Here is a 26,173-nt window from a genome sequence, read left to right as displayed (position 1 = left end):
CCTCGATCAGCGGGTCGTCCACATCGCCGGAGCGAACTCGTACCCGGCGCCGCTCTTCAGGATGTAGCCCGTCGACGGGAACGGGGCGTGGAAGAAGGAGAGGCGCATCTGCTCGGCCGCGGCGCGGTCGAGGAAGCGCTTGCGGGTCGCGACCGCCTCGTCCGGGTTGATGTCGAACATCGCCTGCCATTCGGGGTGGCGGGCGAAGATCAGCGGGTTGTTGGTGATGTCGGCGACGAACATCGTCGCCTCGTCGCCCGACACGATCTCGAACGCCGTCATGCCGGGCGTGTGCCCGCTCGCCTGCAGTGCAGTGATGCCGGACAGCACCTCGTCGCCCCAGCCGAACTGCCGGACCTCCATGTCGTTCGCCTGGAAGGTCTTGCGGGCGAGGTTGAAGTGGCCCTTCAGCGCCTCGGGCGCGGACGACAGATTGCCGTCATCCATCCAGAAGTCCCACTCCGGGGTCGGCACGCACACCTCGGCGTTCGGGAAGACGAGCGCGCCGTCCTGGCCGCGCAGCCCCGAGATGTGGTCGCCGTGGAAATGGCTGATGAGCACGGTCGACACGTCGCCCGGCGCAATGCCGGCCGCGGCGAGGTTCTGGACGATCTGGCCGGTGCCCGCCGGGCCGCCTTCGCCGAAACCGGTGTCGATCAGCACGACGCCGCTGCCATTGCGGATCGCGAGCGCGTTGAAGGTGAGCGTGAGCTTGTCGCGCGGCAGGCCGATCGCGGCGAACGCCTCGCCGACCTCGGCGCTGCTCGCATTGCGCACGAAACCATCGGGGCGGTCGCGCATCAGCACGCCGTCGTGGAGCGCGATCACATCGAGATCCCCGATCTTGAAGGGATAGGCGCCCTCGGCGCGCATACCGCCATCGTGGCTTCCGGTCGTTGTCGGGTCACCCGCCATGGGTCTTCCTTTCCTTGGTCATCGCGTCTTGTCGCTGGTCGTTGCTGACGGCCGCGCGCTCTCCGGCGATCCGGCCGAACAGCGCCGCTTTGCCGAGCGACGTTCCCGTCATGTAGGACTGGCCGTGGAAGCCGCCCGTCATCTCTCCGGCCGCATAGAGGCCGGGGATCGGATCGCCGAAGACGTCGATCACCCGCGCCGACTCGTCGATCCGTACACCGCAATATGTCGCGAGGACGACGCTCGTCGACGGGTAGGCGTAGAAGGGCGGCTCGGTGAGCGGCAGGCACTCGCCGGTTCCGTGGCAGAGGCCGTCGCGGCCGAGCGGATCGGCCCCGCCGGCGATCCCGTAATTGTAGGCGCGCACGCTCTCTTCGAGCGTCTCCGCAGGCACCCCGCAGAGCGCGGCGAGCCCGGCGAGGCTGTCCGCCTTGAGGAGGAGGCCCTCCCGCTCGGGAATGTCGAGGTCGAAGAGAGGGACGCCGGGCTGGCTTCTCGCGGCGATGCCGGCATCCCAGATTTGGAAGCCGAGCGCGCCCGGCTGCTGCAGGCAGGCGTCGCCAAGCTGCTTGTAGGACGCGGATTCGGCGACGAAGCGCGCCCCGTCCCGGTTCACGATGATCGCGCCGAGATAGAAGGCGAGGACGACCTTGTGGGCGTCGGGGCCGGTCGTCGGGTGCGTACCGAAGGTGCCGCGGATCTGGCCCATGTCGCGAAGATCGGCGCCGCATTTCATCGCCATGCGCAGCCCGTCCCCGGTGTTGCCCGCGCCACCGATCCGCAGCGCCGCCGCCTGGTTCGGGGCGTAGGTGCGCAGAAGCGTCTCGGAGCGGGAGAAGCCGCCCGTGGTGAGGATCACGCCGCGGCGCGCGGTGATGGCGCGCTCGCCATTTTGTGTCGACACCAGGATCCCCTCGACCCGGCCTTCGGTATCGGTGAGGAGGCGACGGGCCGGGGTGTCGAGAAGGCGCCGGATGCGCCCGGTAGCGGCGGCCGTGTCGGCAAGGCACGCGAGCAGGGCGTCCGTGTCCGTGCGGTGGCTGCGCGGGGCGGACTGGCCGGCGCTCAGCTCCACCGCGCTGAAGACCACGCCGCGCTCGACGAGCCAATCGTAGAGCGCGCGCTGGCGGCTGGCGTAGGTCGTCAGCAGCGCATCGTCGGCGTCCGGCCCGGCGACGGTGCGCAGATCGTCGAGGAGCAGCGCCTCGTCGTCGGCGATCCCCGCCGCGGCCTGCTCGCGGGTGCCCGCGAACGCCATGAAGCCGCCGCTGAGGAGCGTGCTGCCGCCGACCGCGCCCTCTTTCTCGATCATCAGAACGCTGGCCCCAGCCTCGGCCGCCGCGAGCATCGCGGCATGGCCCGCGAGACCGCCGCCGACGACGATCACGTCCACTGCATCGTCGTCGGTCATGCGAGGGTGCGCCTCCGAGTCGCCATGAAGGACGGTCGTGTGGTCACGGCGCGACGGGATTCATCGGCGGCATCATCGGCCTGCGGGCGCGGATGCCGGGCTTGAGGCGGCCATTCTCCCAGTCGTCCCATCCGGCGAATTTCATCGCGGGGACGGTGTCGAGATGGCGCATCCGCTCACCCGCGTCGCTCGCCTGCCCGGCGAGCAGCGCCTGCAGCCCCTCGACGGAGCGGTGCCGCATCTCGGCCTGCACGCCGTAGAAGACCTGCGGCTCCAGCACGGTGTAGCCGACATAGGAGAGGCTGAAATGGAGCGGCCAGAGGAGGACGTCGATGTCGCCATTGCGGCCGTCGACGGCGAAGGTCTCCTCCGGTCCGCCGCACGTCACCGACAGCATCGCGCGCTTGCCTTTGAAGTAGCCGCGATCGTGGCGCATCTGGCTCGTGTAGACATGGCCGTAGACGAAGACGCGGTCGAACCAGCCCTTGAGGATCGCGGGCGGGCCGAACCACCAGAGCGGAAACTGCATGATCAGGAGATCCGCCGCCTCGAGGCGCGCGATCTCGGCGCGCACGTCCGGCGGCAGGCGCTCGGCTTCGGCGGCGAGGCGCTGCTCGCGCTGGACGTTGTACTCCGCCTCCGGGTCGCGATCGGGATATTGATGCGCGCCCTCGGCGGGGTCGAAGCCCATCGCCGACAGGTCGCTCGTCGTGACCGACCAGCCCCTCTCCACCAGGGCGTCGCGCATGGTCCGCGCGAGGTGGCCATTGAAGGACTGGCTGTTCGGATGTCCCACAACGATGTGCGCGAGCATGGAGCCTCCGGTGTCTTCCTGGGGCACGGCACGGCCCGTCTGGTTCGGGGGACGGATGCGGTGAGATCGCGGCGCTGCGGGCGCGCGCGTTAATCTCGTGGAACCGCGGACGAGGGATGATGGGTGATCGGCCGGGGCGTCCCCGATCGGGATCCGGTGCCCGGCTGCCTTGTGACCGGCGCCGACATTCTCGTTGCTCCTCCCGCCGCCAAAGTGTAGACATTTCCAAAGAGTGTCAACACTTTTTGGTGGCCGTTTCCGGCGATGCCCGGATCCCTCGCCCACCCGGATTGGCGACACGCCGGCGCGATCCCGCGCCCTCAAAACAGCACGGCCTCCGGCGCTTTCGCCGCAAAGGGCCGGCGGACGAGTGATGGAGGAGACGGCTTGAGACTTCAGGATAAGATCGCGCTCGTCACGGGCGCGGCCGGTGGCATCGGCAATGCGATCGCCCAGGCTTTCGCGGCCGAGGGCGCCCACCTCGTCGTCGGGGACATCAAGAACCTGCCGGCGTTGAAGGACAGCCTGTCCGCGCACGCGGGGTCCGTCACGGTGGTGGAGCTCGACGTCGCGGACCCCGCTTCGGTGCGCCATTTCGTCGACACCGCCGAGAAGGTGCACGGGCGTGTCGACATCATCGCCAACTGCGCCGGGATCGCGCGCTATGGCGCGGCGGAGACGCTGACCGAGGCCGTCTGGGACGAGGTGCTCGACATCAACCTCAAGGGCACCTTCCTGTGCTGCCAGGCCGTGATCCCGCTGATGCGCCGCCAGCAGTCCGGGCGCATCATCAATATCGGCTCCGTCATCGGCAAGAATGGCGGCAACGCCCGCGCCTGGCTCGACCGGGACGAGCTCAACAAGTCCGGCAACATCGCCTATGGCGTGTCGAAGGCGGGGGTTCACATCATCACGTCCTTCCTCGCGCGCGAGCTTGCGGCGGAGGGGATCACGGTGAACGCGATCGCGCCGGGGCCGATCGCCTCCGAGATGACGAAATCCTTCCCCGATTCGCTGAAATTGCTGGTGCCCGTCGGGCGGATGGGCCGGGCCGAGGAGGTCGCCGAGGCGGCCGTCTATCTCGCCTCCGACCTCGCCGGTTTCGTCACCGCCGAGATCCTCGACGTCAATGGCGGCATGTGGGCCGACTGACACGGCCGGGCTGGGAGAGGCGCAGCCGCCTCCCCCAGCCCCACCAGCCCGTCTAGAGATAGTAGCGCTGGGCGAGTTCGTGCCGGTCGCTGTTGAGTTCGGCCGCCTCGCGCTCGTCCACGATCCGCCCCGCGCGCATGACATAGACCCGGTCGGCGATCTCCAGCGCGAGCCCGATATTCTGCTCCACGAGCAGCATCGTCGCCCCGCTCTCCTTCAGCCGCCGCGCGATGCTCGCGATCTCCGCCACGAATTTCGGCGCAAGCCCGCCCGACGGCTCGTCGAGCATCAGGATGCGCGGGCGCGTCATAAGCGCCCGGCCGATCGCCAGCATCTGCTGTTCGCCGCCCGAGAGGGAGCTCGCACGCTGCTCCCGCCGCTCGTCGAGCCTCGGGAAGAGGTCGAAGATGCGGTCGAGATCCGCCGGGATCTCGTGCTTCGGCACCACGGCGTTCAGCGACAGATTGTCGATGACGCTCATGTCGCCGAAGAGATGGCGCCCCTGCGAGACCTGGATCACGCCGCGATGGACGATGCGGTGGGGCGCGAGACCCGTGATCGGCGCCCCCTCCATGGTGATCGCGCCGCCATTCGCCTTCAGGAAGCCGCTGATGGTGTTGAGGAGGGTCGTCTTGCCCGCCCCGTTCCCGCCGAGCAGCGCGACGGCCTCGCCGCGGTGGACATTGAGCGACACGTCCGTGACCGCCGCGATCTTGCCGTATCCGGCCGTCACGTTGTCGACGCCGAGAACACATTCACGCATGGCCAAGATACGCCTCCAGCACCGCCGGGTGTTCGCGAACGTGCTCGGGTGTCCCGTCCGCGATCACCTCGCCGTTGTTGAGCACCACGATATTGTCCGACACCGACATCACGAGATCGATGACGTGCTCCACGAGGAGGACCGCGATCCCCTGCCCCGCGAAGGCCCGCAGCTGACGCACGAGCGTGTGCCGCTCGCTCTCGGAGAGTCCGACGGCCGGCTCGTCGAGCATCAGGAGCTGGGTGCGCCCGGCGAGCGCGCGGGCGATCTCGACGAGCCGCTGCTGGCCGGCCGAGAGGTCCCGCGCCGGACGCTGGGCGAGGTCGCCGAGATGCATGGTGGAGAGGAGCTCCAGCGCCTCGTCCACCGCCGCACGCTCGGCGGCGCGGTCCGCCTTCGCGCCGCGCATGAGGCCGAACATGTTGCCGGCCGTGCGCTGCGAAAGGCCGACGAGGACGTTCTCCAGCACCGTCATCCCGCCGAACACGCCGCCATTCTGGAAGGTGCGGCGCACGCCGCGCTTCGCGATCATGTGCGGCGCGAGGCCCGTCACCACCTCGTCGGCGAGGCGCACGGTGCCGGACGTCGGCTTCACGAAGCCGGTGATGGCGTTGAAGAGGGTCGACTTTCCCGCCCCGTTCGGGCCGATCAGCGCGCACACCGTGCCGGCCGGCACCGAGAAGGACACGTTGGTGAGGGCCGCGAGGCCGCCGAAGCGGACCCCCACCCCCTCGACTGCGAGGAGCGGGTTCATCGCGGACCTCCCCGGTAGAGCCGCTCGCGCCATTGCGGCACGTACGTCACCACGAGCCCGGCGAGCCCGCGCGGCATGAAGAGGAGCACGCCGATGAGGAGAAGGCTGAAGACGATCTCCTCGAGCCCCGCGAAGTTGCGCAGAAGCTCCGGCGCGGCGGTGAGCAGCGTCGCACCGAGCACAGATCCGAGCAGGCTCCCGAGCCCCCCGATCATGACGATCGAGAAGTGGACGAGGAGCTGGTGGAGGCCGAAATTCTCCGGTGCGATGCGCCCGAGGAGGATCGCGAAGAGCGACCCCGCCACGCCGACGAGAAGCCCGCTCCAGGCGAACGCGGTGATCTTCACGTAGGCCGGGGCGAGCCCCAGCGCCTGGCCCGCCAGCTCGTTCTCGCGGATGGCGACGAACGCGCGCCCCACCTTCGAAGCGAGGATGTTCCGCGTCAGCCAGAACATGAACGCCGTCACCGCGAGGATGAGATAGTAGCGCTCGACGTCCGTGGTGAGCGTGTAGCCGAGGACCGAGGGCTCCCCGACCGGCAGGCCGCTCGACCCGTCCGTCAGGAAGTCCGCGTGGATGTAGGCCCAGCGCAGGAGTTCGCCGAAGGCGAGCGTCACGATGGCGAGATAGTAGCCCTTGAGGCGCAGCGCCGGCAGGCCGACGAGGGCACCGGCGACGAAGCCGACCGCCGCGCTCGACAGGATCGCGAGCTCGTACGGGAAGCCGACCTTCGTCATCAGGATCCCGCTCGTATAGGCGCCGATGCCGAAGAGGGCGGCATTGGCGAAGGCGAGCTGGCCGAGATAGCCGATGACGATGTTGAAGCCGAGGCCGACCAGCGCATACACGACGATGCTGTTGACGACGTACTGGGTGTACTCGTTCGTCGCGACCGGGACGGCGAGGAGAAGGGCCGCGATCAGGAGGCCGATCGCCCAGCGCGAGATGTCCCAGCGCCGCGAGGCCCCCGTTGTGGGTGCAAGGTCAGACACGGACATACTCCCTCTTGCCGAGCAGGCCGTTCGGACTGACGAGGAGAACGATGACGATGACGAGGAGCGCCGAGATGTCGATCATCGCGGTCGAGATGTAGCCGCCTGCCAACTGCTCGATGAGGCCGACGAGAAGGCCGCCGATCACCGCGCCGCCGAAATGGCCGAAGCCGCCGAGGGTCATCGCCGCGAAGCTCTTCAGGAGAACCTGCGCGCCCATGTCGGGATAGAGGAGCGTGATCGGCGCGACGAGAATGCCCGCGATCGCCCCCAGCGCCGCACCGACACCCCACATCGCCGATTCGAAGAAGGGCACGTTGATGCCGACGAGGGCGGCGCCGCGCGGCGCCTGCGACACGGCCTGGGCGAGCTTGCCGAGGCGCGTCTTGTTGAAGAGGACGAAGAAGAGCAGCACCGTCGCGAGCGTGATGCCGGCGATGATGAGGTCCTGCGCCGTCACGATGACCCCGCCGAGTTCCAGCGGCGGGAAGGAGAAAATCGGCGGCATCGGCTGGAATTCGCCGCCGAACAGAAGGCGGGCGATCCCGCGGAAGAGGAACGAGAACGCCACCGTCATCATGGCGAGCGCCATGTGGGGGGAGTTCTGGAGCGGGCGCATCAGCCCCCGCTCCAGAACCATGCCGACGAGGAACAGGAACGCGACCGCGCCCAAGGCCGACACCGCAAACGGCATCCCGATTTGCAGGAGGACGTACACGGTGAACGCGCCGGCCATGAACATCTCGCCATAGCCGAAGTTCACGACGGTCGTCGCACGGAACAGCAGCGTCATGCCGAGAGCGAGCAGTGCGTAGATACTCCCCTGCGCAATGCCGCTCAAAGTAAGCTGGAGCAGCATCCGATCTGCTCTCAGTCCTGCGGGGTCAGTTCGTGGACGACCATCGCCTCGCCATCGACATAGGTGACCATCGCGCCGCCCTTGATGCCGACATGGTCCTCGGGGGTGAAGCCGATGGGGGCGGAGGCGACGCCCGTGTCGAGGTCATGGATCGCATTCATCGCCGCGACGAACTTCTCACGCGTGAGGTCCGGCCCGGCATTCTTGAGCGCCTCGACCACCGCATAGGCGCCGCCCATGCCGAGGAAGCTCAGCGTCTCAGGCCGCTCATTGGGGAAGTATTTCGCGACCATGTCGTAGTAGGGCTTCATGGTCGGGGAATCGATCGGCGCGGCGACCGGGTAGAAGACGTAGAAATTCTCCACCGCCGCCGGATTGCCGACGCGGTTCTTCGTGTCCTCGATCGAGATCGCCTGGGTGCCGAGCGTCGGGACGCGCAGGCCATACTTGTACATGTCGCGCATGAAGATCGCGACTTCGGCCGGATAGAGCATCGCGAGGATGACGTCCGGATTGGCCTGCCGCAGACGCAGCACCTGCGGCGTCGTGTCGGTCGAGCCGCGCTCCATGAAGAGGTCCAGCGCCGGATCGAGATTGTACTTCGACTTCAGATATTCGACGGCCGGGTCACGGTTGGATTTCCCCCAGTCGTCGGAGTGGCTGATGATCGCGATCTTGCTCGCGTCCGGCTTCGACATCGCGAAGTCGACCATCGTGCGCGCGACGGTCGCCGTGGTGGCCACCGGCTGGAAGATGTTGGCCTCGGTCGGCGTGCCGATATGGCTGTTCGCGGCGCCCGCGACCACGAACGGGATGCCCGAGCGGACGATCTCCGGCTTCGCCGCCATCACGACGTTGCTGCACGTCCCGCCATGCAGCATGAAGACGCGATCCTGCGAGATCAGCTTCTTCACGGCCGCGACCCCGCGCGTCGGATCGCACGCGGTGTCCTCGCGGATGATCTCGATCTTGCGGCCGTTGATGCCGCCCTCGTCGTTCACCGCCTTGTAGACGGCCTCGACGCCGGAGACGACCTTGCCGAAATTCGCCGCCGGGCCGGTTGTCGGCGTGAAGGTGCCGATGAGGATCGTCGAGTCGGTGAGGCCTTCATCCTGCGCGAACGCGGACGAGGCGATCAGCAGTGCCGTTGCGGCAACCCCAAGCATGAGACGCATATTGTTCCTCCCTTATTGTTTGGTTTGTGCGCGGTCTCGGTGAACTGGCCCGCCTCTAGGCGGGGACGCTCGCCGCGTGCGCCTTCGCGGCACCGCAGCGCTTGGCAGCGTGCTGACCGGACAGCCGGCCGAACACGGCGCCCTTCAGGACGGACGTGCCGCCCGGATAGACCTTGTAGTAGATCCCCATCGTTTCGCCGGCGGCGTAGAGGCCGGGGATCGGCTCGCCGTCGCGGTTGAGGACGCGCCCGTTCGGGTCGACCTTGAGGCCGCCGAAGGTGAACACGTTCGCCGAGATGATCGGGTAGGCCTGGAACGGGCCGTCATCGATCGGCCGCGCCCAGTTCGACTTCTGCGGCGTGAGACCGTCGGTCGCGAGCGCGTCCGGCTCCAGCGGAAGGAAGGTGCCGGATGTGGGGCAGGCCGCGTTGTAGGCCGCGACCGTCGCCTCCAGCGCCTCCGCCGGGATGTCGAGCTTGGCGGCGAGCTCGGCGATGGTGTTCGCCTCGATCGCCGGCTGGTCGGTGCGAAGGGCGATGCGGTAGTTCGGCACGTCCTTCAGCCTGCGGTCGAAGATCGCGTAGGCGATCCCCTCCGGCTGGACGTAGATCTTGCGGGTGACGTTCTCATAGTTCGCGTCGACCGGCCCCGGCGCCTCGTCGGTGAAGCGCACGCCCTCGCGATTGACGAGGATGCCGTAGGGGAAGGCGAAGACGGACGGCTCGCTGACGCCCGAGCGCGGGTCGATCGGCTCGGCGTGATAGGAGCCGAAATCGCCGTTGGGCGCGGCGCCGATATCGAGCGCCATCTGGATGCCCTCGCCCTTGTTGTAGTAGGCGCCCCGGCAGACGGGCCGCAGATAGACCGAGCGCGGACCCACATAGCGGGTCATCATCTCGGCCGAGCCCTCGAACCCGCCGCAGCCGAGGATCACCGACGGCGCCATGAGGCGGACGGTCTTGTTGCCCTTGCCGACCGTGACGAGGCCGACGACAGCGCCGTCCTCGTCCTGGATCAGGCTGCGCGCGGTGGTGTCGTAGAAGCTCACGATTCCGAGCGTCTCCGCCGCCGCCGCGAGCGCCTCGATCAGCGCCGCGCCGCCGCCGACCGGGAGGAGGCGCGGTTGGGATTTGGTCAGGAACTGCGTCGGCAGGAAGTCGAACTTCACGCCGAGCGATTTCAGCCAGCCGATCGTCGGCCCGGCCTCCGCCGCCAGCGCCGCGACGACCTCGGTGTCGGCGAAGCTGTGCCCCTTCAGGAGCGACGACCAGGACTCGTAGTCCCGTCCCGCCTCGCGGATGAAGTCGGGGTCGAGGTAGTAGCCCGCGTTGTTGGCGAAATGGAGCTCGAAGTCGTCGGTGACCTCCTCCTCGCTCTTCATCCGCAGATAGGCTTCGGTGTAGCGGGTCTGGCCGCCGCGCTCCTCGCGCGGCGCCCGTTCCACCAGCGCGACGCGACCGCCATCCTGGGCCGCGGCGACCGCGGCGGACAGCCCCGCGATCCCCGACCCGACGACGACGACATCGAATGCGTTAGACTCCGGCACGCTCCCTCTCCTTCCAGTCGATTTGTGTTCTTGTCGGATGCCGCTCTGTGCCTGCGCGCCGCGTCAGACCTCGATCGCGGCGCGCTGGCTCGACGCCCGCCCCGCCTCGCCGGCCACGGCATAGTGGCGGTCGAGCGCCTCGAAATCGTCGAGACGGAGGGTGGCCTGGCGCTGCTCGAACGGCAGGACGTACTCCTCCTTGCCGGCGAGCGAGCCGTTGGTGCGAAGGTGCGCGAGCACGTCCGACATCGCGAGCATCGCCGCCTGCAGGGCCGCGTTGGCGTAGATCACGCCCGCGAAGCCCATGCTGGCGAGTTCCTCGCGCGGGACCATCGGCGTCTTGCCGCCGAAGACGATGTTGATGATGTGGACGCCCGGCACCGCGCGCGGGATCTCGCGCAGCTCCTCCACCGCCCGCGGCGCCTCGACGAAGAGGAGGTCGGCCCCCGCCTCCTTGTACATCGCGACCCGGTCGAGCGCGGCCTGGAAGCCCTCGACGGCGTAGGCGTCGGTCCGGGCAAGGATCAGGAACTCCTCGCTCTTGCGCGCGTCGGCAGAGGCCTTGACCTTCTGCACCATCTCCTCGGCCGGGATCACGCGCTTGCCGTTGAAGTGTCCGCACTTCTTCGGAAACACCTGGTCCTCGAGCTGGATGCCGTTGGCCCCGGCCCGCTCGAACAGGCGGATCGTGCGCTGCGTGTTGATGGGATTGCCGAAGCCGGTGTCACCGTCCGCGATCATCGGGATCTCGACGGCGTCGCGGATGCGCGCCACGTGGTCGGCGACCTCGGTGACCGTCGTGAGACCGACGTCCGGCATCCCGAGATAGGTGTTCGCGATCCCCGCGCCGGTGACGAGGAAGGCGTCGAAGCCGGCATCCTCGATGATGCGGGCCGTGAGGGCGTTGGAAGCTCCGGGAAGCAGGACTGCTGCTCCGGGGCGAAGCAGGCTCTTCAGCCCCGTTCGCGTCGTATCGGTCATAAAGTCCTCAAGAAACAGGCTGTGTCGGAGGCGCGATCCGTGGGACCGCGCGAAGGATGCCGGTGTGGAACGGAGGGTCCGGGGCCAGCGCGCCCATCGCCTCCGCGGGTCATGAGAGGCCTGCGGATGCGGCGCGCCCGCGCGGCGTGGTCGCGAGAAGCGCGCGGCCGACGAAGGGGAGAATGCCGCCCGAGCGGACCCAGTCGCGCTCGCGCCGCGTGTCGATGCGCAGGCGGACAATGATGTCCTCGGTCGTCCCGTCGGCGCGGTGGATGCGGACGCGGACGCTGCCCCCCGGCTCCGTGCCGGTGAGGCCGGTGATGTCGAACCGCTCCACGCCGGTCAGCGCGAGGGTGTGGCGGTCCATCCCGTCGATGAACTGGAGTGGGACGACGCCCATGCCGACGAGGTTCGAGCGATGGATCCGCTCGAACCCTTCCGCGAGGACGGCCCGCACGCCGAGGAGCCGCACGCTTTTCGCGGCGGTGTCGCGCGACGAGCCCGCGCCATAATTCTTCCCCGCGACCACGATGAGGGGCGCACCCTCGGCCCGGTAGCGCTCGGCCGCGTCGAAGATCGACATCGCCTCGCCAGAGGGCTGGTGGACGGTGACGCTCCCCTCCGCCGTGCCCGCGAGCTCGTTGCGCAGCCGCACGTTCGCGAAGGCGGTCCGCGCGACAATCTCGGCATTGGCGCGGCGCGAGGAGAGGGAATCGAAGTCGATCGGCGCGACGCCCCGCTCGGTGAGGTAGGTGCCGACCGCGCTCTTCAGCGGGATGGCGCCGACGGGGGCGATGTGGTCGGTCGTGACATTGTCGCCGAGCATCGCGATCGGCCGCGCGCTGGTGATGTCGGCAAGGCCGCCGCCCACGCCGTCGTCGACGCGGGTGTAGGGCGGGAAGCGCAGATAGGTGCTCGCCGCGTCCCACGGGAAGGTCGCGCCCGCCGGCCCCTTGAGGGATTGCCAGAGCGCCGGGCCGCGCAAGATGTCGCGATATCCCTCGACGAAGAGGGATTTCCGGACGCTCCTCTGCGCCAACGACGCGATCTCTTCGTCGCTCGGCCAAAGGTCGCGCAGGTAGACCGGCTCTCCGTCCCGATCGGTGCCGAGCGGCTCGGTCTCGAGATCGATGCGCACGGTCCCGGCGATCGCGTAGGCGACGACGAGCGGCGGCGAGGCGAGGAAGCTCGCGCGGACGAGCTGATGGACGCGCCCCTCGAAATTGCGGTTGCCGGAGAGGACGGCGACGACGGTGAGATCATCGTCCTTGATCGCCGCCTCGATCGGCTCGGCGAGCGGGCCCGAATTGCCCATGCAGGTCATGCAGCCGTAGCCGACCGTCTGGAAGCCGAGCGCGTCGAGGTCGTCCTGAAGGCCGGTTTCGGTGAGATAGTCGGTCACCCGGCGCGAGCCCGGCGACAGCGAGGTCTTCACCCAAGGCTTCGCCGTGAGCCCCCGCCGCACGGCGTTGCGCGCGAGGAGACCCGCCGCCAGCATGACCGACGGGTTGGAGGTGTTGGTACAGCTCGTGATCGCGGCGATGACGATGTCGCCGTCGACCGGATGCGCATCGCCGGCGGGCGCGGGCGCGAGCGTGGTCGCCCGTCGCTCACCCGCGAACGCGTCGAACCGTTCGGCGACACCGCCGAGCGAGACCTTCTGGTCCGGCCGGCTTGGCCCGGCGAGCGTCGGCGCGACTTCGCCGAGATCGATGTCGACGATCTGGTCGAACGCCGGCACCCGGCCATCGCGCCAGAGCATCTGCGCCCGCGCATAGGCCTCGACCCGCGAGAGGTGGCGCGCGTCCCGTCCGGTGGCTTCCAGATAGCGGATGGTCTGGGCGTCGATGGGGAAGAAGCCCATCGTCGCGCCCCACTCGGGCGCCATGTTGGCGATCGTCGCGCGGTCGGTGACCGCCAGATGATCGAGCCCCGCGCCGCAGAATTCGACGAAATGGCCGACGACGCCGGCACGCCGGAAGCGCTCGGTGAGGTGAAGGACGAGATCCGTCGCCGTCACGCCCGGCTTCAGCCGCCCCGCGATCCGGCAGCCCGTGACGGGCGGGACCAGCATCGAGATCGGCTGGCCGAGCATCGCCGATGCCGCCTCGATCCCGCCGACGCCCCAGCCGACGACCCCGATCCCGTTCACCATCGGGGTGTGGCTGTCGGTGCCGACCATCGTGTCGGGAACGAGCGTGCGCTCTCCCCCGTCCGTCAGCACGGAGACGACGGTCGCGAGATATTCGAGGTTGATCTGATGGAGGATGCCGTTGCCCGGCGGGACGATGCGGATCCGCTCGAACGCGTTCTCCGCCCAGCGCAGCAGCGCATAGCGCTCGCGCCCTCGGGCGAACTCGCGCGCCATGTTGATCTCGACCGCGTTGGGGATTCCGGCGACGTCCACCATGACCGAATGGTCGATCACGACGTCGACGGGGATGATACTGTCGACAATCTCGGGATCGCCGCCCGCCTCGCGAACCACGTCGCGCAGCCCCGCGAGGTCCGCGACGGCCGGGACGCCGGATGAATCCGGCATCAAGACGCGTGTCGGGTGGTAGGCGATCTCGCCCCGCGCCCGGCCCTCGCCGGGGACGTGGGCGGCGAGCGCGGCGATGTCGTCGCGCGTGACGACGTCGCCATCCTCATGGCGGGCGAGGTTTTCCAGGAGAACGCGCAGGCTGTAGGGCAGCCGGGACAGGTCGATCCCGAGTTGGTCGGCGAGGCGCGGAAGGCTGAAGACGAACCCGTCCTCCCCATCCGGTGCCTCGAGCCTCACGCGCACATTGAAGCTGTCGAGAGACATCGCAATCGCCCCCTCCCCAGGTGGCGGCCTTCTTTTTGTAGACACTTACTAAAGTGTCTACACATTCTCCTGTCAATGGGATCGATGCGTTTCGTCTCGGGAGGGAGGCGGGATGCCGGCTGCGGGAGCGCGGCCGCCCGGCGCGCGCGGGACGGTCAGCCGGCCTCGTTGCCCGCGATAGCGGCCGCCTTCGCGGCGGGCGACTTGGCCCTCGTCCGGCGCTTGGGCTCGGCCTCGTCGACCTCTGATGCCGCCGCCTCCGCGTTGATCCGCCGGATCAGATTCATCCGTGAATTGCGGATGTGCCGGCGCATCAGCATCTCCGCGAGCGCCGAATCGCGCTCCGCCATCGCCGAGACGATGGCCTGATGCTCGTACATGGCCTGCTTGCCGCGGCCCGGCGCGCCTCCAGAACAGGCCCGGTAGATCCGCAGCATGTCGTAGAGTTCGGTCTTGATGATCCGTTCGAGCCGGACATTCTTCGCGGCCCGAATGATGTTGTGATGAAAATCCAGGTCCTGCTCGAAGGGCATCGGCTCGCTCGCCCACTTCTCCTCACGCAGATGTCGGTCCGACAGCTCGGCGAGCGCATCGATTTCTTTGTCGCTCATCAACTCGGTCGCGAGCCGGCAGCACATCCCTTCGAGCGCCTCGCGCACGACATAGATCTGGATGACGTCCTCGGTCCCGAGCGAGACGACGCGCGGGCCGAAATTCGGCGTCCGCTCGATGAGGCCGCGCCCTTCCAGGCACCGGATCGCCTCGCGCAGCGGGCCCCGGCTGACGCCGAACTGCTCAGCGAGCCGCTTCTCCCGCACCTTGGCGCCGAGCGGCAGCTCTCCGGTCAGGATCGCCGAGAAGACCGAGCTCGTGATCCGCTCGACGAGCGCCTGTTCGCCATCGGTGCTGGACGTCGTGTCACTCATCGAGTTGGGGTCGCCTGCTTGTGCCGGGTTGAAGGTCGCGCGCCCCGCCGCGACGGTGGCGCGCGCTTCAATGTAGACACTTTCGCCGGCGATGGCCACAAGCCCGCTGGCCGGCGGGCGGCGCGCCCCTACTCGGCCGCCTCGCTGCGCGCCTCCCGCGGCGGCGTGTAGCGCTTCTCCATGTCCTTGTAGTGGTCGTGATTGACGAAGGCCTGCCGCTCGGCGAACGGCACGATGAGGCCTTCGAGCCCTTCCACCGACCCGTTCTCCTTGAGCTGGCCGAGTACGGTCTTCATGCCCTGGAGCGCCGATTGGAGCGCGGCGTTGGCGTAGACGATGCCGCCATAGCCCATCGCCGCCAGCTCCTCCTTGCGCAGCACCGGCGTCTTGCCGCCGATCACCATGTTGCAGATGTGGATGCCCGGCACCTCCGCCGGGATCCGCGCCAGCTCCTCCACCGTGCGCGGCGCCTCGATGAAGAGGAGGTCGGCGCCCGCCTCGCGGAAGAGGTTCGCCCGCTCGATCGCGGCGTCCATCCCCTCGACCGCGCGCACGTCCGTCCGCGCGAGGATCTGGAAGTCGGGCGACTGGCGGGCGTCCACCGCGGCCTTGATCTTGTAGATCATCTCGTCGACCGGGATGACGTCCTTCCCATCAAAATGGCCGCAGCGCTTGGGGAACACCTGATCCTCGAGCTGCATCGCGACGGCGCCGGCCCGCTCCATCATCTTCACGGTGCGGTTGACGTTGACGGCGTTGCCGAAGCCGGTGTCGGCATCCGCGATCACGGGAATGTCCACGCTGTCGACGATCGCCCAGACATGGTCGACCAGCTCTTTCAGCGAGATGATGCCGACGTCCGGCGCGCCGAGATAGCCGTTCGTCACACCGGCGCCGGTGACGAGCAGCGCCTCGAAACCGATCGTCTCGATCACCCGGGCCGCGAGCGCGTTCGACGCGCCGGGGACCACCAAACCGGCACCCCGCGTCATCCGCTGCTTCAGGATTTGTGCCTGGGACTGGCCCATTTTCTTTCCTTTCCTCGCTGCCCGGAGCCGCTTCAACGAACCCGCTCGCGAGCCATCTTCGCCTAAAAAGTACGCAGATCCGCCGCGTGTACTGTATGCAATCATTTTGACGCATCCAGCCGCGTTATGCGCCATCTCCTGGATTTACGCCATATTGACGCGAAACGGGTGGTTGTAAAATCTAAAACCAGCGTCATACTGTCGACAAAACGATAAAATGTTGGGAGACGCCGGTGACCAAAGAGGCAGGCGGTCCTCGGACGGATCGCACGCTCGCCGTGGGTGGCGACACCTACACAATCCATTCGCTGGACGCCGTGGGAGAGCTTGTCGACGGGGCCGCGATCGACGCGATGCCGGTCGCGCTCAAGATCCTTCTCGAGAACCTCGCTCGGCACGTCGATGGCGACGCTGTCACGTGGCAGGACGTCGAGGCGCTGGCGCGCTGGCCGGTCGATCCGGAGTCGCGCACCGGCGAGATCGCCTATTTCCCCGTGCGCGTCCTGATGCCCGATTCCTCCGGCATCCCCCTCCTCGCCGACCTCACCGCGATGCGCGATGCGGTGAAGCGCGAGGGCGGCGATCCGCAGGTCGTGAACCCGAGCATCCCCGTCGACCTCGTGGTCGATCACTCCGTCACGACCGATTTCGCCGGGACCGCAGACGCCTACGGGAAGAATCTCGCGCTCGAATATGAGCGGAACGCCGAGCGCTACCGCTTCCTGAAATGGGCGGCGGGGGTCTACCGGAACTTCCGCGTCCTGCCGCCGGGCAGCGGCATCGTCCACCAGGTGAACGTCGAATATCTCTCGCGCCCGATCTGGAGCGAGGTGAAGGACGGGGTCCTGTGGGCCTATCCCGACACGCTGGTCGGCATGGACAGCCACACGCCGATGATCAACGGGCTCGGCGTGCTCGGCTGGGGTGTCGGCGGCATCGAGGCGGGCTCGGCCATGCTCGGCGAGCCGATCACCCTCGCGATCCCCGAGGTCGTCGCCTGCCGCCTCCACGGCAAGCTGCGCGACGGGGTGACGAGCACCGATCTCGTCCTCACCGTCACGGAACGGCTGCGCAAGAAGGGCGTCATCGGCAAGCTCGTCGAGTTCGCGGGCCCCGGCGTCGCCTCCCTCTCGCTGCCGAACCGCGCGACGCTCGCCAACATGGCCCCCGAATACGGGGCGACCATGGGCTTCTGCCCGATCGACGAGGAGACGCTGCGGTACCTGCGCCAGACGGGGCGGTCCGACAAGGACATCGCCCTCGCCGAGGCCTATGCGAAGGCGCAGGGCATCTGGGGCGCCGACGATCCGCGCCGCCGCTATAGCGACGAACTCGACATCGACCTTGCCGAGGTGCGCCCCTCCATTGCCGGACCCCGCCGCCCGCAGGACCGCCGCAATCTCGGCGAAGTCCCGGCGAGCCTCGCGGAGGTGATGCCGGACGGACGCGCCGCGCCCGACACCGCCGGGATCCACAACGTGCCGCGCCCGCTGCGCGACGGCGACGTCGTGATCGCCGCCATCACCTCCTGCACCAACACCTCGAACCCCTCGGTGCTGATCGGGGCCGGGCTCCTCGCGCGCAAGGCGCGTGAGTTCGGCTTGTCGCCCAAGCCCTGGGTGAAGACCTCGCTCTCGCCCGGATCGCGCGTCGTCGCCGACTATCTGCGCGCCTCCGGCCTCCAGGACGATCTCGACGGGCTCGGCTTCCAGATCGTCGGCTTCGGCTGCATGACCTGCGGCGGCGGCTCCGGCGCGCTCGACCCGGACGTCGCGGCCGAGATCGAGGCGCGCGACCTCGTCGTCGCCGCCGTCCTCTCCTCGAACCGGAATTTCGAGGGGCGCATCCATCCCCTCGCGCGCGGCGCCTATATCGGCTCGCCCCCGCTCACGGTCGCCTACGCTCTCGCGGGCAGCGTGCTCGTCGATTTCGAGACGGACCCGATCGGCGTCGGCCCGGAGGGGCAGCCGATCATGCTCGCCGACATCTGGCCGAGCACCGAGGAGATCGCCGAGCTGATGGCCCGGCACATCTCGCCCGAGCTCTTCCGCCGGCGCTATGCCGCGATGTTCGAGGGGGACGAGGCCTGGCGCGCGCTCGAAAGCCCGAAGGGCGGCGTCTTCCACTGGGACCAGGCGAGCACCTATCTGCGCCGCCCGCCCTTCTTCGACCGGGAGTTCATCGCGCACACGGGCCGCGCGGAGAACATCACCGGCGCCCGCGCCCTCCTCGTCCTCGGGGACAGCATCACGACCGACCACATCTCGCCCGGCAACGCGATCCCCGCGAAGGGCGAGACGGCGGACTATCTCCGCTCGGTCGGCGTGGAGGACAAGGCGTTCCACTCCTACGTGGCGCGCCGCGTCAATCATGACGTGATGCTGCGCGGCACCTTCGCCAACATCCGCCTCGTCAACGAGATGGTGCCGGAGAAGCCGGGGGGCTTCACGCGCCACCAGCCGGACGGCGCGGTCATGAGCGTGTTCGAGGCCGCCAACCGCTACAAGGCGGCGGGCGTGCCGCAGATCGTCATCGCGGGCAAGGAATACGGCACCGGCTCCTCGCGCGACTGGGCCGGCAAGGGTACGCGCCTCATGGGCGTCGCCGCGATCGTCGCGGAGAGCTTCGAGCGCATCCACCGCTCCAATCTCGTCGGGATGGGGGTGATGCCGCTCCAGTTCGCGAACGGCGAGACGCGCGAGACGCTCGGCATCACGGGCGAGGAGACCTTCGACATCCTCGGCCTCGACAAGGGGCTGACGCCGAAGATGCCGCTGACGCTGCGCATCAGGCGGCCGGACGGCACGGTCCAACACACCGAGGTGCAATGCCGGATCGACACGCGCCGTGAGGCCGAGTGGTACCTCAGCGGCGGCGTGCTCCAGTACGTCCTTGCCCAGATCCTCGACGCTTCGCCGGAACGCGAAACGGCCTGACCTCGTCGGCCCGCGCGATCCGACTCCGACAAAACGAAGAGAATATCGGGAGGAGAAACATGAGCGACACGTCCAAGACGAGCCTTCATCGCAGACGCTTCCTGCAAGGGACCACCGCCGTCGCGGCCGGCTCCCTCGCGGGCACATTTCCGGGGATCGCGCGCGCCGACGACTGGCCGACGCAGCCGATCACCTTCGTGATCCCCTCCGACGTCGGCGGCAGCATGGACCGCACGATGCGCGGCCTCGCCCCGGTGATGTCGAAATATCTCGGCCAGCCGATCACCGTGGACAATCGTCCCGGCGGCGGCACGCAGCTCGGCCAGCAATATTTCCTCGACCAGCCGCAGGACGGAAACACGGTGCTCGCCCCCGCGATGGCGCCGTACATCTCCTTCACGATCCTCTTCAACAACGCGCCCTACAAGCTGTCGGACTTCGCCTTCATCAACGCGCACTGGTCGGATTGGGACCTCATCGCCGCGTCGAAGGAGTCGCGCTACCAGACGCTGCCGGACCTCCTCGCCGCGATCAAGGAGCGGCCGGGCCGCATCCGCGCGAGCGTCGTCGCCTCGTCGAGCGGTCACGTCACGAGCCTCCTCCTTCTCGAGAAGGCGGGCATCCCGGCCGAGAATCTCAACCTCGTCACCTTCTCGGGCGGCGGCCAGGCGCGCCAGGCGGTCGCCGGCGGGCAGGTCGACTTCATCGTGATCGCGGGCGACGGCACCGATTCCATCCGCGAGTTCCTGACCCCGCTCGCGGTGGTGCGCCCCGACCGTCACCCGGAGTGGGACGCCGATCCCGTCAACGACGTCCTGAAGCCGCTCAACATCACGGTCCCGCTCCTCAGCGGCTCGATGCGCGGCCTCGCGATGACGCCGGAGTTCCGCGAACAGTACCCTGCGCGCTGGGACAAGCTCGTCAGCGCCTACAAGAGCGCGGTCGAGGATCCGGAGTTCATCGAGTTCGCCGAGTCGAACAAGATGGGCCACGACTGGCTCGGCCCGGAGGAAACCACCCGCCGCGTCAACGAGGTTCACGATATCTTCGAGCAGTATCAGGAACTCATGAAGAGCTGACGGGCCGATGTCGACAACCACTCGGCAGCCCACGGGCCAGATCATCTTTGCCGCGGCGATCGCCGCGGCAACCGCCTGGTATTTGTGGGATTCCATGACGCGCTCGATGGCGGTCGGGAACCTCATCTTCGTGCTGCCGCTGGCCTGTATCGTCCTCCTCTTCTGCGCGGCGGTGATCGCGCAGGAGGTGATGCGCGCAACGCGCGGGGCGACGCCGGCCAACACCACGCCGGCCGTGGAGGCCGGGGCGGAGGCGGAGAGCGTCCCCACCCTGAAGCCGCTCGCCGGCCTCGCGCTCCTGGCGCTCTATATCGGCAGCCTCAACGTCCTCGGCTTCGACGTCGGCACCATCCTCTTCGTGTTCCTGCTCCTCCTGCTGCAGAACCCGAAAAGGCCGCTCTCGGCCGCGCTCTATGCGGTCCTCTTCGGCATCGGCGCGGTCCTGATGTTCCAGCTGATGCTGCCCTACCGCCTCCCCACCCTCATTCTTTGACCGATGGACAGTCGTCATGTGGCCTGATCTCTCCGCCGCAGTGGATGCCATCACGCTGCTCTCGACCTCGTGGACCGCATGGGCGGTCGTCCCGGTCGGACTGATCATCGGACTGGTCTTCGGCGCTGTCCCCGGCATGCAGGTGTCGATGGCGATGGCGATCTTCCTGCCGACGACGCTCTACATGGACTTCCTGACCGCCCTCCTCTTCCTCACCTCGATCTTCACGGGCGGGGGCTTCGGCGGCGGCGTCTCGGCGATCCTGATGAACATCCCCGGCACGTCCACCTCAGTGGCGACGGCGTTCGACGGCTACCCGATGACCCAGCAGGGCCGGCAGAACGAGGCGCTGGGGCTGGCGCTCGGCGCGTCCTGCGTCGGCACATTCTTCTCCTATCTCCTGCTCTTCCTCCTCATCGGGCCGATGTCGATCTTCGTCCTCAAGGTCGGCCCGCTCGAAATGCTGTTCGTCGTCCTGTGGGGCGTCACGCTGATCGGCATCCTCAGCGGCGACTCGGCGCTGCGCGGCCTCCTTGCGGGCGCGGTCGGCCTCCTCATCGGCACGATCGGGATGAGCCCGACCTCCAACATCCGCGGCACGCTCGGCTTCACCGCGCTGATGGACGGGGTGCCGGTTGTCCCCGCCATGCTCGGCCTCTTCGCGATCTCCGAGCTCCTCGGCCTCATGCACAAGGACTATCTCGTCCAGTCGCAGGAGGCGCGGCGGCTAAGCTTCACGCAGATCACGGCCGGTGCGCGGGCGGTCTTCCGCCATCCGATGGTGGTGCTGCGCGGCGGGCTGATCGGCTCGCTGATCGGCGCCATTCCGGGTGTCGGCTCGTCGATCTCGAACCTCGTCTCCTACGCCGAGACGCGCCGCCGCGATCCCGATCCCGCGAGCTTCGGACGCGGCAACCCCAAGGGCGTGATCGCGGCGGAGTCGGCGAATTCCTCCTCCGAAGGCGGCTCGATGGTGACCCTCCTCGCCCTCGGCCTGCCGGGCGGCGGCGGCACCGCGGTGATGCTCGCCGCCTTCGCCATGCACAACGTCACCGGCGGTCCGCGCTTCATCCGCGAGCAGACCGACATCGTCTACGCGATCATCTTCGGCAACTTCATCCAGGCGATCCTGCTCTTCGTGATCGGCCTCTTCACCATCCACCTCGTCAGCGCCGTGGTGAAGGTGCCGATCCGCTACCTCGTCGCGAGCGTCCTCGCGGTCGCGGTGTTCGGGGCGTACGGGCTGACGGGCAACATGGTCGGGCCGTACACGCTCCTCGCGTTCGGCGCGCTCGGCTGGGTGATGCGGCGCTACGGCTACTCGATCCCGGCGGCCGTCGTCGGCCTCCTCCTCGGCCGCCTCGCCGACACCAACCTCGTCTACGTCTACCAGATCAGCGGCGGCTACTGGGACTACATCCTGGAACGGCCGATCGCGATGGGCATCCTCGCCCTCTTCCTGGTGACGGTCGTCATCGTGCCATTGTATAAATCGTGGCGCACGCGCCGCGGCGGACCGGACGCCTCGCTGTTCGCACCGAACCGCGCTCCGCCCCCGCAAGCGGGACGGATCCGGCCCGCCAGCGCGAAGGACGCCCACCCCATCGCCAGCAAGGTGTACCCCGAACCGTGACCGACGCGCCCGCCCCGACGCAGCTCCGCACCGAAGGCACCGCCTCGCTGGTCGACAGCATCGTCTCGCATCTCGAGAACGCGATCATCCTGGGTCAGCTTCCGGCCGGCGCGAAGCTGACCGAGCAGGCGCTGGCGAGCGAGCTCGGCGTCAGCCGCAGCCCGCTGCGCGAGGCGCTGCGCCGGCTCGAAGGGCGGCGCCTCGTGGTGCGCACGCACAATATCGGCGTGCGCGTCGCGGAGATGACCGTGAAGGACCTCGTCGAGCTCCTCGACATTCGCGAGGCGCTGGAGGGCATGGCCGCCCGCCTCGCCGCGCAGAACATGCTGGAGGCGGAAATCGAAGAGCTCGCCCACCTCGTCGACCGGCAGGAGATGAAAGAGCGCGCGGGGGAATATTCGCCCGACTATCAGGGCAAGCCGCTCGACTTTCACCTGCGCGTCGTGCGCGGCAGCCACAGCGAAAACCTCTACCAGATGCTCTATGGCGACCCGTTCTACGTGCTGCGCGTCTTCCGCTACCGCTCGAGCGCGCTTCCGGGCCGCACGATGACCGCCATGGCCGAGCACCGCGCCGTGGTGGCCGCTATCGCGGCGCGCCAGCCGGACACGGCGGAGGCAGCGATGCGGGCTCACCTGCGCAACTCGCACACCAACATGCTGCAGAACGCCAAGCGGCTGAGCCTCGTCGGCTGAGGCGGCCGCCTCACGCCAACAATCCGAAGAAACGGCCGAGACGCCACCGGGAGAATGCGATGTCGAAGGGAAAACGCCTCAAGGAGATCTTCGCCGGCCCCGACATCGTGATCATCCCCGGCATCTATGACGGCTACAGCGCCCGCATGGTGGAGCGCGCCGGCTTCAAGATCGCCTCCATCTCGGGCGCGGGCGTCTCCGAATCCCACCTCGGCTGGGCCGACCGGGGCGTGATGTCGTTCAAGGACAATCTGGAGGCCTGCCGCGCGATCGCCGCCTTCTCGGACCTCGTCCTCCTTGCCGACGGCGACACCGGCTACGGCAATGCCGCGACCGTCCATTTCGTGGTCCGCGCCTTCGAGGACGCGGGCCTCGCCGGGCTGATGATCGAGGATCAGGTCTGGCCGAAGCGGTGCGGCCACATGGCGGGCAAGGCCGTGATCCCATGCGAAGAGATGGTCCAGAAGGTGCGATCGGCGGTGGACGCGCGGCGCGACCCCGATTTCTGCATCCGCGCGCGCACGGACGCCGCCGGCCCGCTCGGCATCGAGGCCGCGATCGACCGCCTCAACCGCTACGCCGAGGCCGGCGCCGACCTCCTCTTCGCCGACGCCCTCCTGTCAGAGGAGGACATCGCGAAGGTCGCCCGCAGCGTGCCGAAGCCTTTGACCGTCAACATGGGCCTCGGCATCCGCTCCCGCCCGACGACCCCCCTCATCCACCCGCGGCGCCTCCAGGACATCGGGGTCGCCGGCGTCAGCTACCCCCGCCTCCTCTCAACGGCCGCCGTGCGCGGCATGACCAACGCGATGGATGCCTTCCAGACGATGCTCGCCGGCGACACCCCGATCGACCGCCCCGACCTCCTGGTGTCGTTCGACGAGTTGAACGCACTGACGGGGTACGACCGGCTGGTGGCGCTGGAGGAGCGGTATGCGACGGGGGTCGTGACGGGGGAGTAGGGTTGCGGCGGCTGCGTAGGGCGGGGGGTTGGATGCGGCGTGTGGGGGCGCACGGGCTGAGGCGCGAAGGCGGCGCGATCTCTGGGCTTGAGACGCATCCTCGGCGGTAGTGGCAGGCTTCGGGCCGCGCCGCGCAAGTGTTCATCCAGTCGACTGCGTCCGAGGTGCCGACTGCTTGCCCCCGTCAGACGCTCGGCAAGTGGGCGCCATCTGTTGGAGTGTCAAAGCCTCGCCATTCCCATCCTCAAACGTTGATTTCCCGCCTTTTCCAGGAGAGCGCCAAGTCACCGCTGCTCAGTGACCCGAAGTGGAATGGCGACACGTGCCACCGGCTGAACGGCAGTCTGCGTCCCGGTTTTTGAGGTCCCTCGCACCACCTCGGCGACAGGCCTCAATACCCGGCGAAACATGCTATTTGCCACCTAACCGTCACGGCGTACATCGGAAGGAGTGGTGATGTCCGCACCACAATCCTCCATTCTCATGGGGATGGCGGGGGACGGACCGCACCGGACGATGGCGCTGAAGATTGGCAGATGCAGCAGACAGGCCCGATGTCCGCCCGGCCACATGCCAGATCGCCGCCCCTTCCGGCTGAGGCGCGGAAGGCGTTCCGCAACGACATCGCCTCGTGTCAGCGAGTCCGGAGCGCACGGAATGGTCGCCAACTCGGATCACGGGAGCCGAGGGCAAGGCGGTGCCGAAACCATACTCGGACCCGACCGCCTTGCCGACGGCCCCTCCACTCCCGTCTCCCACGGTCGACGCGCTCCCCCGCGGATAGGGCGTTAGACATAAACGCTGGTGAACCCGGCCGAATTCTGCGCCCAGCAAATATCAACCTTCACGACGGGACTTGGTGGCTGGGCGCCCTTGCCACACCCGAACCACTTCCAAGCGGTCGGCGCGCGCACTGCAAGCTCGGCCCGATAAAACGCTCTCCAACCGAACGCGGCAGGGCACCGCGCGACGTCCGCGCCCCACGTGACGGATCGGGAAATGCTGGGTGCTGAGCAAATCAGTTGGTCGGTGCGATACTAAGGCATTTCTCGAAGGTGGACTCCAACCGCATTGCGGGCCGTGCGCTGCCGTCCGCTTGGCCACGATAGTCGCCCAGCGCACCGGGGCGGCTTGGCGTTAGCATTTGTGCCGCGGACGGCGTCGGAATTGGTGGCGGGCGAAGTGCTGCCCAGCACGAAGGTGCGTGGTGACCGGGTGGACCTCGCTGCATCGGAACCGGGCACCCTGTGGCCGGCCGGCATAACGCGCGCTTCCTGTCTTTTGCCGAAGTGATAGCTCCGGAGTCGCGGAAGGAAGACCGTCCCTCAAGGGTCGCTGAACCCGTTAGGGAGCGTGGCTCAGTTCCGCATCGCTCTTAAGCCCTGGACAGTTGGTTGCGACAGCCGATCGCGCACGACACGGATAGGACCCACACCACGCACCGTCATCGGCTTCGACCGTGCGCGCACCTTCCTCGACCTCCACGCCTGCCGGACGCCACGTCCTCGCAGGTCCCAAACGTCCCTGACGCTATCGCCGCCCGGTTTCGTCGCTGGGGGCGGACGCCTTCGTCGTCTTTGAGGCGGCCAGTGGTTTCGAAGGCCCGTCGCCGCATTCGGCGTTGACCTCTCACGGACCAATCCGCGGGGCACGCGAGTTCGCGAGAGTCTCGGGCGTCCTTGCCAAGACCGACCGTGTCGATACCCGGGTGCTTGCCCAACAAGCTCCGTTCTCGACCTTCCCATCACTCGCTCAAGCAGCAAGGCGCCAAGCCGATTGCCCGATTTCCTCAGGCTCCGCAGACCGTTGGTCGTCATCCACAAGACCGAGAAGCCACGTTGCCAAAATGGACGTCGAGACGAGGTCGCCGACCAGATCGAGGTGATCCCCTACCACTTCACCCACCAGATTGCCGAACGCGATCACGCCATCGCCCATCACATGGAGCACGGTCTGACACTCTCTTCGCACGCTGGCCTCCCATGCGCCGTGTCCGGCATCGGGCCGACGCTCCTCGCCATTCGGCTCAAAGAGCTGCGCGAGAACTAGGAGTCGTTTCCAAGAAGATTATTCAGCGGGAGCCATGGAGTTTGTTGGGCGAGGGCGGAGTGTGGGCGGGCAGTGTTGTAGGCTCTGAGGAAGGGCTGCATGGCGCGCGTTCGCTCGTGCGAGGAGTGATAGGGCTGGGCGTAGACCCATTCCCGCAGCGAGGTCTGGATGAAGCGCTCGGCCTTGCCGTTGGTGCGGGGC

Annotated in this window: 22 protein-coding genes; 8 read left to right on the top strand and 14 right to left on the bottom strand. The window is 68.1% G+C overall.

Features of this window, described 5'->3' with window-relative positions:
- Positions 1-6: 6 nt before the first annotated feature.
- Genes DBV35_RS00110 through DBV35_RS00100 form a run of 3 tightly spaced genes read right to left on the bottom strand, consistent with a single transcriptional unit; the run spans position 7 to position 3,140 of the window.
- Positions 7-915: an MBL fold metallo-hydrolase gene (locus DBV35_RS00110; protein WP_108658235.1), complete on the bottom strand. Its 909-nt coding sequence runs from the start codon at positions 913-915 to the stop codon at positions 7-9.
- Positions 905-2,326: an FAD-dependent oxidoreductase gene (locus DBV35_RS00105; RefSeq protein ID WP_108658234.1), complete on the bottom strand. Its 1,422-nt coding sequence runs from the start codon at positions 2,324-2,326 to the stop codon at positions 905-907. Before DBV35_RS00105 ends, DBV35_RS00110 begins: the two co-directional genes overlap by 11 nt.
- Before the next feature lie 43 nt (positions 2,327-2,369).
- Positions 2,370-3,140 (bottom strand): NAD(P)H-dependent oxidoreductase, encoded by a 771-nt coding sequence (locus DBV35_RS00100; protein ID WP_108658233.1) that lies wholly within the window; start codon positions 3,138-3,140, stop codon positions 2,370-2,372.
- A 387-nt stretch (positions 3,141-3,527) separates the two neighbouring features.
- On the opposite strand from DBV35_RS00100, the gene DBV35_RS00095 reads away from it, so the two are divergent.
- A complete protein-coding gene (locus DBV35_RS00095) occupies positions 3,528-4,292 on the top strand; it encodes an SDR family NAD(P)-dependent oxidoreductase (RefSeq protein WP_157961500.1) in 765 nt (254 codons plus the stop codon).
- Between the two features lie 52 nt (positions 4,293-4,344).
- Here the strand turns inward: DBV35_RS00095 and DBV35_RS00090 are convergent, their stop codons facing one another.
- The 10 genes from DBV35_RS00090 to DBV35_RS00045 form a co-directional block, all read right to left on the bottom strand.
- The gene (locus DBV35_RS00090) at positions 4,345-5,055 is read right to left on the bottom strand and encodes an ABC transporter ATP-binding protein (protein WP_108658231.1); all 711 of its coding nucleotides are present in this window, start codon (positions 5,053-5,055) and stop codon (positions 4,345-4,347) included.
- Positions 5,048-5,809: an ABC transporter ATP-binding protein gene (locus DBV35_RS00085; protein WP_108658230.1), complete on the bottom strand. Its 762-nt coding sequence runs from the start codon at positions 5,807-5,809 to the stop codon at positions 5,048-5,050. The genes DBV35_RS00090 and DBV35_RS00085 overlap by 8 nt, the downstream gene beginning before the upstream one ends.
- On the bottom strand, positions 5,806-6,801 hold the full coding sequence (locus DBV35_RS00080; RefSeq protein ID WP_211099922.1) for a branched-chain amino acid ABC transporter permease: 996 nt from the start codon (positions 6,799-6,801) through the stop codon (positions 5,806-5,808). The genes DBV35_RS00085 and DBV35_RS00080 overlap by 4 nt, the downstream gene beginning before the upstream one ends.
- Entirely contained in the window at positions 6,794-7,660 is an 867-nt protein-coding gene (locus DBV35_RS00075) for a branched-chain amino acid ABC transporter permease (protein WP_108658228.1), read from the bottom strand. Before DBV35_RS00075 ends, DBV35_RS00080 begins: the two co-directional genes overlap by 8 nt.
- An 11-nt stretch (positions 7,661-7,671) precedes the next feature.
- On the bottom strand, positions 7,672-8,835 hold the full coding sequence (locus DBV35_RS00070; RefSeq protein WP_108658227.1) for an ABC transporter substrate-binding protein: 1,164 nt from the start codon (positions 8,833-8,835) through the stop codon (positions 7,672-7,674).
- Between the two features lie 55 nt (positions 8,836-8,890).
- The gene (tcuA, locus tag DBV35_RS00065) at positions 8,891-10,381 is read right to left on the bottom strand and encodes an FAD-dependent tricarballylate dehydrogenase TcuA (protein WP_108658226.1); all 1,491 of its coding nucleotides are present in this window, start codon (positions 10,379-10,381) and stop codon (positions 8,891-8,893) included.
- 63 nt (positions 10,382-10,444) lie between these two features.
- A complete protein-coding gene (locus DBV35_RS00060) occupies positions 10,445-11,362 on the bottom strand; it encodes an isocitrate lyase/PEP mutase family protein (RefSeq protein ID WP_108658225.1) in 918 nt (305 codons plus the stop codon).
- Between the two features lie 109 nt (positions 11,363-11,471).
- A complete protein-coding gene (acnA, locus tag DBV35_RS00055) occupies positions 11,472-14,171 on the bottom strand; it encodes an aconitate hydratase AcnA (protein ID WP_108658224.1) in 2,700 nt (899 codons plus the stop codon).
- 155 nt (positions 14,172-14,326) lie between these two features.
- Positions 14,327-15,097, bottom strand: coding sequence for a GntR family transcriptional regulator (locus DBV35_RS00050; RefSeq protein WP_157961499.1), 771 nt, complete (start codon positions 15,095-15,097; stop codon positions 14,327-14,329).
- A 128-nt stretch (positions 15,098-15,225) separates the two neighbouring features.
- The gene (locus DBV35_RS00045) at positions 15,226-16,125 is read right to left on the bottom strand and encodes an isocitrate lyase/PEP mutase family protein (RefSeq protein WP_108658222.1); all 900 of its coding nucleotides are present in this window, start codon (positions 16,123-16,125) and stop codon (positions 15,226-15,228) included.
- A gap of 233 nt (positions 16,126-16,358) precedes the next feature.
- Between DBV35_RS00045 and acnA (DBV35_RS00040) the strand changes: the two genes are divergently transcribed.
- From acnA (DBV35_RS00040) to DBV35_RS30045, 7 genes are all read left to right on the top strand, one after another.
- Positions 16,359-19,061: an aconitate hydratase AcnA gene (acnA, locus tag DBV35_RS00040; protein WP_108658221.1), complete on the top strand. Its 2,703-nt coding sequence runs from the start codon at positions 16,359-16,361 to the stop codon at positions 19,059-19,061.
- A gap of 59 nt (positions 19,062-19,120) precedes the next feature.
- The gene (locus DBV35_RS00035) at positions 19,121-20,140 is read left to right on the top strand and encodes a Bug family tripartite tricarboxylate transporter substrate binding protein (protein ID WP_108658220.1); all 1,020 of its coding nucleotides are present in this window, start codon (positions 19,121-19,123) and stop codon (positions 20,138-20,140) included.
- A gap of 7 nt (positions 20,141-20,147) precedes the next feature.
- Positions 20,148-20,633, top strand: coding sequence for a tripartite tricarboxylate transporter TctB family protein (locus DBV35_RS00030; RefSeq protein WP_108658219.1), 486 nt, complete (start codon positions 20,148-20,150; stop codon positions 20,631-20,633).
- A 16-nt stretch (positions 20,634-20,649) separates the two neighbouring features.
- Positions 20,650-22,266, top strand: coding sequence for a tripartite tricarboxylate transporter permease (locus tag DBV35_RS00025; protein ID WP_108658218.1), 1,617 nt, complete (start codon positions 20,650-20,652; stop codon positions 22,264-22,266).
- Complete coding sequence (locus tag DBV35_RS00020) at positions 22,263-22,961, top strand: GntR family transcriptional regulator (RefSeq protein ID WP_157961498.1); 699 nt, start codon at positions 22,263-22,265, stop codon at positions 22,959-22,961. The genes DBV35_RS00025 and DBV35_RS00020 overlap by 4 nt, the downstream gene beginning before the upstream one ends.
- A 59-nt stretch (positions 22,962-23,020) precedes the next feature.
- On the top strand, positions 23,021-23,923 hold the full coding sequence (locus DBV35_RS00015; RefSeq protein WP_108658216.1) for an isocitrate lyase/PEP mutase family protein: 903 nt from the start codon (positions 23,021-23,023) through the stop codon (positions 23,921-23,923).
- 1,776 nt (positions 23,924-25,699) lie between these two features.
- On the top strand, positions 25,700-25,972 hold the full coding sequence (locus tag DBV35_RS30045) for a hypothetical protein (RefSeq protein ID WP_157961497.1): 273 nt from the start codon (positions 25,700-25,702) through the stop codon (positions 25,970-25,972).
- On the opposite strand, the gene DBV35_RS00005 is transcribed toward DBV35_RS30045, so the two are convergent.
- Positions 25,969-26,173, bottom strand: a 205-nt coding sequence (locus tag DBV35_RS00005) for an integrase core domain-containing protein (protein WP_157961496.1), incomplete at its 5' end; no start/stop codon positions are given. The genes DBV35_RS30045 and DBV35_RS00005 overlap by 4 nt on opposite strands.

Source organism: Acuticoccus kandeliae (assembly GCF_003073115.1).
Note: the sequence above shows the minus strand (reverse complement) of the source record. Positions and strands in the feature narration are given on the sequence as shown.